Source organism: Roseateles sp. So40a (assembly GCF_048081605.1).
In the GTDB taxonomy this organism is placed as follows: Bacteria; Pseudomonadota; Gammaproteobacteria; order Burkholderiales; family Burkholderiaceae_C; genus Roseateles.
In genome coordinates this window covers 3,129,922-3,143,393 of the sequence record NZ_CP182288.1, presented here as the reverse complement: position 1 = coordinate 3,143,393, position 13,472 = coordinate 3,129,922, and the positions used below count along the sequence as shown (strand labels likewise).

Sequence of the window (13,472 nt, the reverse complement as noted above, 5' to 3'; positions counted from 1 at the left end):
TCTAGTCAGGCGTTGAACTGGAGGGCGGCGAGGCGGGCGTACAGACCGCCGCGCGCGACCAGCTCCGCATGCGTGCCTTGCTCGACGATCCGCCCGTGGTCCATCACCACGATGCGGTCCGCCCGCTGCACCGTCGCCAGCCGGTGCGCGATCACCAGCGTCGTGCGGTCGCGCATCGCCTCGTCCAGCGCCTGCTGCACCAGCCGCTCGCTCTCGGCGTCCAGCGCGCTCGTGGCCTCGTCCAGCAACAGCAGCGGCGCGTCCTGCAGCATCGCCCGCGCGATCGCGATCCGCTGGCGTTGACCACCCGACAGCCGCACCCCGCGCTCGCCCAGGAAGCTGTCATACCCCTGCGGCAGCTGCCGGATGAACTCGTCCGCATGCGCCGCCTTCGCCGCGGCGATCACCGCCTCGGGGCTCGCGTCCGGGCGGCCATATCGGATGTTGTCCAGCGCGCTCGCCGAGAAGATCACGCTCTGCTGCGGCACTAGCGCCATGCGCGCCCGCAGCTCGGCCAGCCGCACCCGGTCCACCGGCACGCCGTCCAGCAGCAGCCCGCCGGACTGCACGTCGTAGAAGCGCTGCAGCAGCTGCAGGACCGTGCTCTTGCCCGCGCCGCTCGGCCCCACCAGCGCCACCGTCTCGCCGGGCTCGATGCGCAGCGTGAAGTCCTCCAGCGCCGCGCGGTCCGGCCGCGACGGGTAATGGAATCGCACCTGCTCGAAGCTCACCCGCGCCGGGCCCGTCGACACGGGCAGCGCGACCGGCGCCGCCGGATCCGCCACCGGTGACTGCGCCGCGAGCAGCTCCATCAGCCGCTCCGTCGCGCCCGCCGCGCGCAGCAGGTCGCCCCAGACCTCCGCCAGAACCGCCACCGACGACACCAGCAGGATCACGTACACCACCGTCTGCCCCAGATGACCCGCGCTGATCTTGCCGGCCATCACCGCCTGCGTGCCCTGGTACAGCCCCCACAGCAGCGCGCCGAAGGTCGCCGTGATGATGAACGCCACCAGGAACGAGCGCACCCGCGTGCGCTTGCGCGCCGTGTCGAAGGCAGCCTCGCTCGCGGCGTCGAAACGCCGCGCCTCGCGGTCCTCCTGGGCATGCGACTGCACCACGCCGATCGCGTTGAGCATCTCCGCGGCGATCGCGCTGGTGTCGGCGATCCGGTCCTGGCTCGAGCGCGACAACCGCCGCACGCGGCGTCCGAAGAACATCGCCGGCGCCACCACCAGCACCAGGATCCCCAGCACCTGCGTCATCACCCACGGGTTGCTGGCGATCAGCAGCGCCACCGCGCCCAGGCCCATGATCACGTTGCGCAGCCCCATCGACAGGCTGGACCCCACGATCCCCTGGATCACCGTCGTGTCCGTGGTGATGCGGCTGATGACCTCGCCGGTCTGCGTGGTCTCGAAGAACTCCGGGCTCTGGCGCAGCACGTGGCTGTAGACCGCCGTGCGCAGGTCCGCGCTGACGCGCTCGCCCAGCCAGGTCACCGCGTAGAAGCGCAGCGCCGAGAACACGCCCAGCGCCGCGCCCGTCGCGAACAGCCACACGAAGTGCTCCCGCAGCGCCATCAGCCGCTGCCCCGGATCGGCCGAGACCAGGCCCTCGTCGATCAGCTGCCGCAGCGCGATCGGGAAGACCAGCGTCGCCGCGGCCGCCAGCATCAGGAACACCACGGCCGCGGCGATCCGGCCCCGGTAGGGCTTCAGGAACGGCCACAGCGCCGGCCACATGGCCCGCAAGGGCGGTGGTGAGGGCGGCATGCGCACGGGATTTGCCGGGGCGGCGTCGGTGTCGAAGGGGTCGGAGGCAGGGGTCATGGCAGACATCGGGCCAGTTTAGGGGGCCTGTGTGTCGCGAAAGCCCCCACGACCACAAAGCCCATCCCAGGCAGTCATTGGGTGGGCAATCATTGCCTAAGCAATAATTGCATCCACGCATTTTCCAGAACCTTCGTCCCGGAAAGCCGAAGCCATGACCGCCAAGCTGCCCCCGCCCGCCGATTTCTACAGCGCCGACAGTTTCACGTCGGAGCCCAGCCTGGGCTGGCTGCTGCGTCAGATCAAGCAGTCGATGGTGCTGCAGGCCGACAAGATGCTCGGCGAGCACGACCTGACCCACGCCCAGTGGGCGCCGATGCTGCGCCTGCGCTTCAACGGGCCGATGTCCAGCGCCGCGCTCGCGCGGGAGCTGGCCATGGACGGCGGCGCGATGACGCGCCTGCTCGACCGGCTCGAAGCCAAGTCGCTGGTGCGCCGGGACCGCTCGGTCGAGGACCGCCGCGTCGTCATGGTGTCGCTGACGGAGGTCGGCGTGAATGCAATGGCCGCCGCGCCGGGCGTGCTGTCCAAGGTGTTCAACGACCACCTGGCCGGTTTCTCCGATCAGGAGTTCCGCACGCTGATCGCGCTGATGCAGCGCATCGTCGCCAACGGCCAGGCGATCCGCGACGCGGGCCTGATGTCCGAGACGTCCACGCTGGACGACAAGGACGCCTGAGCGACGACATGAACTTCCACAAGAAAAACACCCTCGAGGATCCCCCGATGACTTCCCGTTCCCTTCATCACACGACGCTGGTCCTGGCCATGGGCGCGGCGCTGCTGATGGTGCTCGCCGCCTGCGCGCCCATCCCCAAGCTCGATGCCCCCGGCCAGACGCTGCAGGGCGACGTCGCCGCCCAGCGCCTCGGCCTGGACGGCGGCCAGAGCCAGGCGCTCGACGCCCAGTGGTGGAAGACCTTCCGCGATCCGCAACTGGACGCGCTGGTCGACCAAGCCATCGCCAACTCGCCCAACCTCGCGCTGGCGCGGGCCCGCATCGCACGCGCCGCGGCGCTGACCGAGAACGCCGAGGCCGCGCAGCGCCCGTCGGGACAGCTCTCGGCCGACGTCACCCGCCAGCGCATCACCGAGAACGGCATCTACCCGCCGCCGCTCGCCGGCAGCGTGCGCACGCTGGCCAACATCCAGGCCGGGCTGAGCTACGAGTTCGACTTCTTCGGCAAGCATGACGCCGCGCTGCAGGCCGCGCTCGGCCAGCGCCGCGCCGCCGAGGCCGACGCCGCCGCCGCGCGCCTGAGCGTCTCCAACGCCGTGACCAAGGCCTACGTGGCGCTGGCGCGCAGCCAGGCGCAGGGCCGGTTGCTGGAGCAGCAGAAGACGCTGCGCGACCAGAGCCTGGACCTGGTGCGCCAGCGCAGCGCCGCCGGCCTGGACAACGGCCAGGACCTGCGCGTCGCCGAGGCCCCGCTGCCCGACATCCAGCGCCAGCAGGTCGTGCTGCGCGAGCAGCAGGCGCTGCTGCGTCACCAGATCGCCGCGCTGACCGGCCAGGGCCCCAAGGCCACCGAGTCGCTCGACGCCGCGCTGCCCGCGGTGCTCGATTGGCAGCAGGCGCCCCACCTGGACCTGTTGGGCCGACGGCCCGACCTGGCCGCCGCGCGCGCCCGCGTCGAGGCCACCGCGCAGGACATCCGCGTGGCCCGCGCGCAGTTCTATCCGAGCGTCAGCCTGACGGCGTTCGTCGGTCTGAACTCGATCGGGCTGGATGAGCTCTTCAAGAGCGGCAGCCGCCAGTACGGCGCCGGCCCGGCGCTGCACCTGCCGCTGTTCGACAGCGGCCGGCTGCGCGCCAACCTGCGCGGCAGCGCCGCCGAGCAGGACGCCGCGATCGCGACCTACAACGCCGCCGTGCTGGACGCGGTGCGCGATGCCAGCGACCAGTTCACCACGCTGGAATCGCTGCGCCAGCAGCGCACGCAGCAGGACGCGCTGGTCGCCAACGCCGACAGCCAGGCCGCGCTGGCCGAGCAACGCCATCGCGCCGGCCTGACCGGCCGCATCGCGCTGCTCAACGCGCAGCAGAACCAGCTGCTGCAGCAGCGCGGCCGCATCGACCTGCAGGCGCTGACCGTCGACGCGCAGGTCAACCTGATGCGCGCGCTGGGCGGCGGGTATGCCGATCCGGCCGCTCCGGCTGATCCTGCCCGCGTGACCGCTGGGGCCGACAGCCGCTGAGCCCGGCACCTCTTTCCTCGCACCCGCGACCCCATTTCCAAGAATCTCCAAGAATCTCCAAGAGCACACCATGAGCGCCACGCCTGACAACACCACGCAAGCTCCCAACAAGAACGGCACCCGCAAGAAGGGCCTGACCGTCATCGCCGCCGCCGTCGTCATCGCCGGCCTGATCTACGGCGGATACGAGTGGATCGTCGGCAGCCGCTACGAGACCACCGACAACGCCTACGTCCAGGCCAACGTCGTGCAGATCACGCCGCTGGTCGGCGGCACCGTGCGCGCGGTCTACGCGGACGACACCGATTTCGTGAAGGCCGGCCAGAAGCTGGTGAGCCTGGACCCAGTCGACGCGCGCGTCGCGCTGGAGCAGGCGCAAGCGCAACTGGCGCAGACCGTCCGCGAGGTCCGCACGCTGTATGCCAACAACAGCGGCCTGGAAGCGCAGGTCAAGGTCCGCGAGGCCGACCTCAAGCGCGTCACCTCCGACCTGGAGCGCCTGCAGTCCGACGTCACGCGCCGCCAGCCGCTGGTGGCCACGGGCGCGGTCGGCAAGGAAGAACTCGATCACGCGCAGGCGCAGCTGACCGCCGCCCGCGCGCAGGCCGCCGCGGCGCAGTCCGCGCTGCAGGCCGCCAAGGAGCAGTTGGGCTCCAACCAGGTGCTGACCGACGGCGTGAAGGTCGAGGATCACCCCAACGTGCTGCGCGCCGCCGCCAACCTGCGCCAGGCCTCGCTGGCGCTGCAGCGCGCCGAGCTGATCGCGCCGGTGGACGGCTGGGTCGCCCGCCGCTCGGTGCAGCTGGGCCAGCGCGTGGCCGCCGGCGCGCCGCTGATGGCGGTCGTGGGCCTGCAGCAGGTCTGGGTCGACGCCAACTTCAAGGAAAGCCAGCTGGCCAAGCTGCGCATCGGCCAGAAGGCGACGCTGGAAGCCGACGTCTACGGCAAGAAGACCGAGTACCACGGCACCGTGCAGGGCCTGGGCGCGGGCACCGGCGCGGCCTTCGCGCTGCTGCCGGCGCAGAACGCCACCGGCAACTGGATCAAGGTCGTGCAGCGCGTGCCGGTGCGCATCGCGCTGGATCCGAAGGAAGTCCAGGAACACCCGCTGCGCGTGGGCCTGTCGATGGACGTCCAGGTCGACATCCGCGACCAGGATGGCCAGATGCTGGCCGCGGCCACCGGCGCGAGCGCGCCGCGCCTGCAGACGACGATCTTCGACGCGCAGGAGAAGGCCGCCGATGAGCAGGTGAGCAAGATCATCGCGGCCAACCTCGGCAAGGCGGCCGCCGCCAAGCTGTCCACGTCCACCCGCGTGCAATGAGCAACTCCACCACCATCGATGCGGCACCGGCGCCCCAGCCGGCCGCCGCGCCGGTGCCTCCCGCCGGACCGGCGCCGCTGACCGGCACGGCGCTGGTGCTGGGCACGATCTCGCTGTCGCTGGCGACCTTCATGAACGTGCTGGACTCGTCCATCGCGAACGTGTCGCTGCCCGCGATCGCCGGCGACCTGGGCGTGAGCCCGGTGCAGGGCACCTGGGTCATCACGAGCTTCGGCGTGGCCAACGCGATCTCGGTGCCGCTGACGGGCTGGCTGACGCAGCGTTTCGGCGCGGTGCGGCTCTTCACGATGAGCGTGCTGCTGTTCGTGCTCGCGTCCTGGCTGTGCGGCTTCGCGCACTCGCTGGAGATGCTGGTGGCGGCGCGCGTGTTCCAGGGGCTGGTGGCGGGGCCGATGATCCCGCTGTCGCAGACGCTGCTGCTGTCGAGTTATCCCAAGCACAAGGCGGGCACGGCGCTCGCGTTATGGGGGATGACGACGCTGGTGGCGCCGGTGGTGGGGCCGCTGCTGGGCGGCTGGATCACCGACAACGTCACCTGGCCGTGGATCTTCTACATCAACGTGCCGGTTGGGCTGTTCGCGGCCGGCCTGACATGGAGCATCTACCGCACCCGCGAGACGCCGACCAAGAAGCTGCCGATCGACACCGTGGGGCTGGCGCTGCTGGTGCTGTGGGTGGGCTCGCTGCAGGTGATGCTGGACAAGGGCAAGGAGCTGGACTGGTTCGCGTCGAACCAGATCGTGATCCTGGCGGTGCTGGCGGTGGTGGGCCTGGCGGTGTTCATCGTCTGGGAGCTGACCAACGACCATCCGGTGGTGGACCTGCGGCTCTTCGCGCGGCGCAACTTCCTGTTCGGGGCCTCGGTGCTGTCGATCGCCTACGGGCTGTTCTTCGGCAACGTGGTGCTGCTGCCGCTGTGGCTGCAGCAGCACATGGGCTACACGGCCACGGCGGCGGGTTTCGCGCTGGCGCCGGTGGGGGTGCTGGCGATCCTGCTGTCGCCGGTGGTCGGCAAGAAGGTGTCGGTGTGGGATCCGCGGATGATGGCGAGCTTCGCCTTCGTGATGTTCGCGATCGTGCTGCTGATGCGCTCGGTGTTCACGACCGACACGGACCTGGGCACGATCATGGTGCCGACGATCCTGCAGGGCGGGGCGCTGGCGTTCTTCTTCATTCCGCTGACGACGCTGACCTTGTCGGGCATCACGCCGGACCGGATCGCCGCGGCGGCGGGGCTGTCGAACTTCGTGCGGATCACGGCGGGGGCGATGGGGACGTCGATCTCGACGACCTTGTGGGAGAACCGCGCGGCGCTGCACCACCATCACCTGGCGGAGCGGCTGTCGCTGGGCGACGTGCCGGAGATGCAGGCGATCGACACCTTGACGCGGCAGGGCTTCAGCCAGGATCAGGCGTTGGCCTACCTGAACCGATTGGTGGATCAGCAGGCGTTCACGCGCGCGGCGGACGACATCTTCCTGGCGTCGGCGATCCTGTTCCTGGTCCTGATCGCCTTCGTCTGGCTGACCAAGCGACCGCCGAAGATGGGCGCGCCGGTGGATGCCGGTGGGGCGCACTGATAGCGACCTTCGGTCGTGACATGAGGAGGGCCCTGCGGGGCCCTCTTTTTCTATGCGGCCTTCGCTAGGAGCTGGGAGCGGAGCCGGCCCGAATCGAGCAGCGCTTGCACGGCCTCGGCTTGGCGCCGGTCGCGAGCGCGCTTGATGAACTCCCTGGAGTCGCTCACGCTCAGCGCAAGCTTCACCTGAACGAAGGCCAGCGGATCGATGGTGCGCATCAACGCCATCCGACCATCGGTCCCCACGACCACCTGGTCGAATCGGGGCGAGCTCAAGAGCAATTGGGCACTTCCGGCTTGCACGGGATAGACGTCGCCATCATGGCCGCTGATGGGAAACGCATCGCTGTGCTTGCACGGCTCAAGCCGTCGCAGGAAATCGACCGAGAAGCCGGCCGCGTTGATCGCTGACTCCTTCTGCGATTCATCGCGGCGGAAAGTGGGATCGCCCGTGCGGAGCACGTCCAGCATGAGCTTCGACCAGTGCGATGTCGTGAGCGGCTAGATCGGCCAAGGCCTTCGAGCGCCGTCGACCGTAGTCGTCATGGAGATGGGCAAGGAGTGGACTCTGAACCCCGAGATCCGCGATGCAGGCGCCGCTTTCCGGGTCCACACGCAGAAGACGGGTCTGTGTCGATGTACGGGACCAGTGCAGCTGATGCCGGAACCGCTTCGCGTGTTGGTTGGCGATCTGTCGCCGCTGGAAGCAGGCGATCGCGTCGTCGAGCTGCTTGCAGACAGCGGATTCGTGTGGGAGGAAGGACATGTGTGCCACCGGAGTTGAACCGGTGACTACGCTATGGCAAGACCTGTCCCTTCTTCCATTCCTTGGAGTTGTTGTTTTAGCTGCTCATATCGGTCAGCGGATGACAGCGGGGCGACCATGTGTTGCTCGAGCATCCGCTCGATCACCGGCAAGGTGTGGCTGTCTTGCTGTTGTGCCAGCAACGCATACACGCCCGGATCGACAGCGCGCACCGGGGCCATCTTGCCCGTCGTGCCGATGACCACGTGTTCAAGGGCGGGCTCATTCCGGATCACACGCATCGTCCCTGCCAGCCGCTGAGCCTCCGCTCGTGCCAATGGCTGCCGACGACCTCCAGGGAGTGCGGTCAGATCGCTCTCGTCCCGCCGCACGTGCAGAAGCAGGCCGTCCTCGCCACCCAGGTCAACCACGTCCACCCGCGCCTGTCGGCGCATCGCCACGCGGAGCTTGGGGGTCCACTCGCTCGCTTCGACCGCGGTCAGGGCGACATGCACGAGTGCGGAGCTCGGTGCCGCGTATCCGCTGACTCCGGCGGCCTGTGCATAGACGAGCAGCGCGGCAGGGCCCAGCACCATGCATCGGCCCGATAGCCCGAGCAGTTCGATCTGGTTGAGGGCATCGACGAAGGCCACCGGCGTGACACCGGCGCGCACGGCCCGATTCATCCGCTGAGCCACGCCGACCGATTGGTGCAGCGCTGAGGATCGCTGCTTCAACTGTTCCCGATCGTTCAGGAAGCCGTCATGACGGGCCTGCATCGAGGACGTGCGAGGCCCCAGATAGATCAGCTTCCTGCCTTGCCGCTGGACGAGGTACTCGTAGTCGCCCACGGCCTTCCAGAACATGGAGCCCCCGAGGGCCGTCAACGCCCGATCCACGCGCACTTTCTCCTTGAACAAGCGCGTCGAATCGATGACCTGCCGCAAGGTCAGGTCCGGTAGTCGTCGAAGCTCGATTTGTACCGATGTGCCAGACATTTTCGAAAAATGGAGTAAATCGCCTAAAAACAATGGCTTGCGATTGAAATCGTCCGTCAGTCTTGCGCTTTGGAGAGGGTGTAGTCAAGCCTTCGACGCCGCCAGATCCAGGCAGTACGCGATGAGCTCGTCGAGCTCGCTGGACTTGTCGAAGACGCGGTCGGCGCCCAGCTGCTCGCAACGTTGGCGCATGTCTGCGGTCGCGTAGTTGCTCAGCACGATCAGCTTGGCCTCGGGCTGCAGCAGCCGCGCCTTCGGCAGCAACGACAAGCCCGATCCCCGCTTCAGAAACAGGTCGATGATCAGGATGTCGCAGGGCACGGCCTCGTCGTGCAGCCAGCGCATCGCGCCGGCCTCATCCTCGGCCCAGCCCACCACCTCCAGGTCCAGCATTTCCTGCAGGGTCGCGACCAGGTTCTCGCGGATCAGCGTGCTGTCCTCGACCAGGAAACAGTTCAGCGTGCCGGGCGTCGGAGCGGTGACGGGAACGGGAACGGTGGACATGGGTATGGGCGTGTACGAGGCGCCCATTATCACGAACCCGTCCTCCCCTTTGACGTCGGCGCCAGCCGCGCGTTGCATTCGGACAGCGCCCGCAGGTTCTCCGCGTCCGGCTCCTCGCCCAGGTCGATCAGCGGCACGATCGCCGCCAGCGGCGCCACCGCCACGCCCAGCACCGCCGCGGGCAGCAGCTTGCGCAGCAGCGGACCCTTCTGCAGGCTGAGCTGAGGATCGCCCATCGTGCCCTGGATGTTCAGCGGCGTGCGCAGCGTCAGCGGGCTCTTGTCCTTCGGATCGACCTTGGCCGTGAGCGCCAGCCGCTCCGTGGCCAGCGACATCCCGCCATCGACCAGCACCACCGAGTCCCGCGTGTCGATCACCATCGGCCGCGGCGTCACCACCCCGTCCTTGACCCGCAGATCCGCGACACCGCAGTTCACCTGCAACGCATCGTCGCCGCGCACCAGCAGGCCCAGGCCCTGCGCGATGTCGATGCCCGCGGCCTCGACGATCAGGTGCGAGATCGTGCCGTCCGTCCAATACAGCACCATGCGCCCATCCGCGCTGGCCAGCAGCTCCGCGGTCGAGCGGCCGACGCCGTCCAGCGCCACGCGTCCGCCCATCACGCCGGTCACCCAGCGCTTGCCGTTCTTGCGTTCCAGGTTCAGCCACTGCTCCAGGTGCACGCCGCCCACGCGCAGCCGCGCCTGCCACTTGGCCTGCGGCCCGCGGCCATCGAGCAGCATGCGGCCCGCGACCTGACCGCGCGCCACGCGCGCGTCGATGTCGCGCAGCTCCAGCACGCCGTCCTGCAGCACGATGCGCGCGTTGAGCGGCTCGGCGGCCTGCAGCAGCGCGGTGCCCGATTCAAAGCGCGCCAGCTTCACGTTCACGTTGGCGTTCATCGCGCGCAGCGAGGGCAGGTCGAACTGCTTGTCCGGCAGCACGCGCGACGCCGCCTTCTTCTCCTTGCGCTCACCCGGCTGCGCCGGCACGCCGACCGCCGGCCCCAGGTCCGCCAGCCACAGCTCGCGGCCGCGCAGCTCGCCGGTCAGCGTCGGCAGCGCGTTCTCGGGCTTGTTGTATTCGAACTCGCCGCTCAGGTGGCTCTTGCCGATCGTGGCCTTGCTCACCGCGGTGGTCCAGCGCGAGCCGTCGCGCGTCAGCTTGCCCTGCATCGCGAAGGCCGGCGTCGTGGGCAGCGTGACGCCCAGCGGCTCGCCGACCGCCGCCAGCGACGGACCGCTCAGGCTGTACTGGCCCGACAACCCCTGGCTGAAGAGCAGGTCGCGCACCAGGCCGTCGAAGCTGAGTTGCGCCTTGCCGATGTTGCCGCGCAGGGTCACCGGCACCGCCGGGGCGTTCGGGTCGGAGGACAGCCAGGGCAGCGCCGATCCGGTCTGCAGGCTGGCCTTGATCGGCAGGTCGCGGAAGTGGCCTTCGGCGCTCGCGGTCACGCCGTAGCGGTCGCTTTCGCCGGGACCGGGATCACCCATCGGCGCGGAGGCCGCGGACGCGCCAGGACGCTTGCCCGCCACGCGCTCGCCGAAGTCCACGGCCACGCGTGAACTGGATGCAGCCGCTGAAGCCGCTTCTTCCGCCGTCGTCCAGGTCTCGCGCAAGGCGAATCGCCCCAGCAGCGACAAGCGCTGGATCTTGTCGTCCACCAGCAGCGTGCCGTTGCGGACATCGAGCAGGTCGAAGCGGATGCCGTCGACGCTCGGACGCTTGCGGACCTGCGTGTCGCTGGGTGGCTGCTTGCCGAACTGCCAGCTTGCGCGTCCCTCGACGTCGCGCTCCAGCCGCATCGCGATATCGCCCGCGCGCAAGGCCTTCACCCGCAGCGGCTGACCGTCCTCGCGCATCGCGAGCAGATCCGAGTAGCGCAGCGTCAGCGACGCGTGCTGCGCCTGCAGCGTGGGCCCGCCCATCGTGCTCCAGCTCGGACCCGCGATGGTGAGGCTGTCGCTGCTCAGGCGCAGATGGCCGATCAGGCGCAGCGTCCAGGCGTCGCCGTCGGTGCCATCGAAACGCACCTGCCGATCGAGTTTCTGGCTCAGCCATTGCTCGGCGGGCCGGCGCAGGAAGGGCCAGCCCAGCCACTCGCATACGCCGATGGCCACGAGCAGCAGCAGCACGACGGCGCCCACGCCCTTGGCCACGCCATGGCGGCCGGATCGTCGTCGAGGGCCCGGCGGCGTCGGCGCCGGGGCGGAGGAGGGCGTGTCGTTCACCACCATTGTTCAAACATCCTGGAGAAGTATTCCTTGCCGCGCTGCCACAGACCACGGTCCTGCCAGCGCTGCAGATCGATGGACTTGGAAGCCGCGCGGTCGCGATCGAACATGCGCGTCATCGCATCGCCGAAGTCTTCGCCGAGCACGACGGCGTTGACCTCGTTGTTGTAGACAAAGCTGCGCCAGTCCATGTTGCTCGAGCCGATCGTGGACACCACGCCGTCGATGACGGCGGTCTTGGCGTGCAGCACGGCGTCCTGCAGCTCGTGGATGCGCACGCCTGCTTGAAGCATGCGCTCGTAATGGCTGCGCCCGGCCTGCATCACCGGGCCGAAGTCGCTGCGCGAAGGGAGGATCAGCTGCACGTCCACGCCGCGGCGGGCGGCGTCGCACAGGGCGTCGACCATGTCCTGGCCCGGCGCGAAATAGGCCATCGTCAGGTACACGCTGCGCTGCGCGGCGCGGATGCTGCCCAGCAGCAGCGTGTAGATGCGGTTCTCGGTGTCCTGCGGCGTCGCCGGGATCACGCGCATCAGCTGCTTGCCGGGTGCCGGTCCGGCCACCGGCTCGATCGAAGCGACCGTGCCCTCGCAATGCTGCTGCGCCCAGACCTCGCGGAACATCGTGTGCAGCGCGCGCGTCGCCGGCCCGCGCACCTGGATCATCGTGTCGCGCCAGCCGTTCTCTTCTTCCGCCTTGGCATCGCTGGCGGGATTGCTGGCGGCATTGCTGGCTGAAGCGCCCGGTGTCGCGGACTTCGGCTTGGGCTTGGACGGCCCGCGGCTGCCGAAGCCGCCCGAGCCCGACGAGTACACCGCGCTGATGTTGATGCCGCCGGTGAAGCCGGTCTCGGCATCCACGACGAGGATCTTGCGGTGATCGCGGTGCGTGATCTTGTGATACCGGGACCGCTTGAGCGGATTCACCGGATTGAACGCGCACACCGCGATGCCGCCCTGGCGCATGCGGTCGAAGTACGCGTCCTGCGTGCCCATCGAGCCGACGGCGTCATAGAGGATCGCGACCTCGATGCCCTGCGCGCGGCGCTGCAGCAGCAGGTCGGCCAACTGCTGGGCGACATCGGCGTCCTCGATGATGTAGCTCTCGAGCACGATCTGGCGGCGCGCCTTGCCGATGGCATCGAACATCGCGGCGAAGGTCGCCGGTCCGTCGACGAGCAGCTTCGTGTCGTTGCCCGCGTACAGATCGACGTCCCCGAAGGAGGACATCGCGGCGATCTGGCGCTTGAGCAGGTCCGCCTTGCCTTGCGCGGCGGCGGCCTGCAGCACCTGCTCGCGGCTGGCCTGGCCGAGCGGGCCGCGCGCGCCAACGACGTCCACCTGCGCGGCGACGCGCGTCAGTGAAGGCGCCGCCGCGGGTGGATCGGGCACGCGGCCGTTGACGGGCGCGCGCGGCGTGCCGCAGGCCACGAGGCCGGCGCTCAGGCCGAAGGCCAGGATCAGGGCCGCGACACGCCGTGGCACGGCTTACTCCCGCAACAGGTCGGCGAGATCGTCGGCGTGCTCTTCTTCCTCGGCGAGCACTTCCTCGAGGATGCGGCGCGTCGTCGGGTCCTTGTCGCCGATGAGCTGGATCATCTGGCGATAGGCCTCCACGGCCACGCGCTCGGCGACCAGGTTGGAGCGCAGCATCGCCTTGAGATCCTTGCTCTCGTCGTACTCGGCGTGGCTGCGACGGGTCAGCGAATCGGGCTGGAAGTCCGGATCGCCGCCCAGCTGCACGATGCGCTCGGCGATGCGGTCGGCGTGGACGGCCTCTTGCGTCGCGTGCTCGAGGAATTCCTCGGCGATGCGCGGCGAGTTCATGCCGTGCGCGGTGAAGTAATGGCGCTTGTAGCGCAGCACGCAGACGAGCTCGGTGGCGAGCGCGTCGTTGAGCAGCCGGATGACGTCCTCGCGCCACGGGCCGTAGCTGGGCGTGACGGGGCCTTCATCGAGATGCTGGCGAGCGCGCTTCAAGGCCTGCTCGTCGAGCTGCAGGTGCTTGTGTTCGGGGGCGTTCATGGGCTGGCTCCT

Annotated in this window: 11 protein-coding genes; 4 read left to right on the top strand and 7 right to left on the bottom strand. The window is 69.2% G+C overall.

Translation table 11 applies throughout. The features are described 5' to 3' along the window. Positions 1–5 precede the first annotated feature (5 nt). A complete protein-coding gene (locus ACNI65_RS14295; RefSeq protein ID WP_416763628.1) occupies positions 6–1,775 on the bottom strand; it encodes an ABC transporter transmembrane domain-containing protein in 1,770 nt (589 codons plus the stop codon). Between the two features lie 211 nt (positions 1,776–1,986). Between ACNI65_RS14295 and ACNI65_RS14290 the strand changes: the two genes are divergently transcribed. The 4 genes from ACNI65_RS14290 (at position 1,987) to ACNI65_RS14275 (ending at position 6,956) form a co-directional block, all read left to right on the top strand. Then, entirely contained in the window at positions 1,987–2,511 is a 525-nt protein-coding gene (locus tag ACNI65_RS14290; RefSeq protein ID WP_416757451.1) for a MarR family winged helix-turn-helix transcriptional regulator, read from the top strand. A 47-nt stretch (positions 2,512–2,558) separates the two neighbouring features. Then, positions 2,559–4,031, top strand: a complete 1,473-nt coding sequence (locus ACNI65_RS14285) for an efflux transporter outer membrane subunit (protein ID WP_416757449.1) — start codon at positions 2,559–2,561, stop codon at positions 4,029–4,031. A 70-nt stretch (positions 4,032–4,101) separates the two neighbouring features. Continuing rightward, a complete protein-coding gene (locus tag ACNI65_RS14280) occupies positions 4,102–5,355 on the top strand; it encodes an efflux RND transporter periplasmic adaptor subunit (RefSeq protein WP_416757447.1) in 1,254 nt (417 codons plus the stop codon). Next, positions 5,352–6,956 carry a DHA2 family efflux MFS transporter permease subunit gene (locus ACNI65_RS14275; RefSeq protein ID WP_416757446.1) on the top strand — a complete coding sequence of 535 codons (1,605 nt, stop codon included), beginning with the start codon at positions 5,352–5,354 and terminating at the stop codon, positions 6,954–6,956. Before ACNI65_RS14280 ends, ACNI65_RS14275 begins: the two co-directional genes overlap by 4 nt. 50 nt (positions 6,957–7,006) lie before the next feature. On the opposite strand, the gene ACNI65_RS14270 is transcribed toward ACNI65_RS14275, so the two are convergent. The 6 genes from ACNI65_RS14270 to ACNI65_RS14245 form a co-directional block, all read right to left on the bottom strand. Beyond that, positions 7,007–7,426: a GSU2403 family nucleotidyltransferase fold protein gene (locus ACNI65_RS14270; protein WP_416757443.1), complete on the bottom strand. Its 420-nt coding sequence runs from the start codon at positions 7,424–7,426 to the stop codon at positions 7,007–7,009. Positions 7,427–7,747: 321 nt separating this feature from the next. Further along, the gene (locus ACNI65_RS14265) at positions 7,748–8,647 is read right to left on the bottom strand and encodes a hypothetical protein (protein WP_416757441.1); all 900 of its coding nucleotides are present in this window, start codon (positions 8,645–8,647) and stop codon (positions 7,748–7,750) included. Positions 8,648–8,782: 135 nt separating this feature from the next. Then, the gene (locus ACNI65_RS14260) at positions 8,783–9,202 is read right to left on the bottom strand and encodes a response regulator (RefSeq protein ID WP_416757439.1); all 420 of its coding nucleotides are present in this window, start codon (positions 9,200–9,202) and stop codon (positions 8,783–8,785) included. A gap of 29 nt (positions 9,203–9,231) precedes the next feature. Continuing rightward, complete coding sequence (locus ACNI65_RS14255; RefSeq protein ID WP_416757437.1) at positions 9,232–11,433, bottom strand: AsmA family protein; 2,202 nt, start codon at positions 11,431–11,433, stop codon at positions 9,232–9,234. Next, complete coding sequence (locus ACNI65_RS14250) at positions 11,430–12,920, bottom strand: phospholipase D-like domain-containing protein (protein WP_416757435.1); 1,491 nt, start codon at positions 12,918–12,920, stop codon at positions 11,430–11,432. The genes ACNI65_RS14255 and ACNI65_RS14250 overlap by 4 nt, the downstream gene beginning before the upstream one ends. A gap of 3 nt (positions 12,921–12,923) precedes the next feature. Next, positions 12,924–13,460, bottom strand: a complete 537-nt coding sequence (locus tag ACNI65_RS14245; protein ID WP_416757434.1) for a ferritin-like domain-containing protein — start codon at positions 13,458–13,460, stop codon at positions 12,924–12,926. Positions 13,461–13,472: the final 12 nt, after the last annotated feature.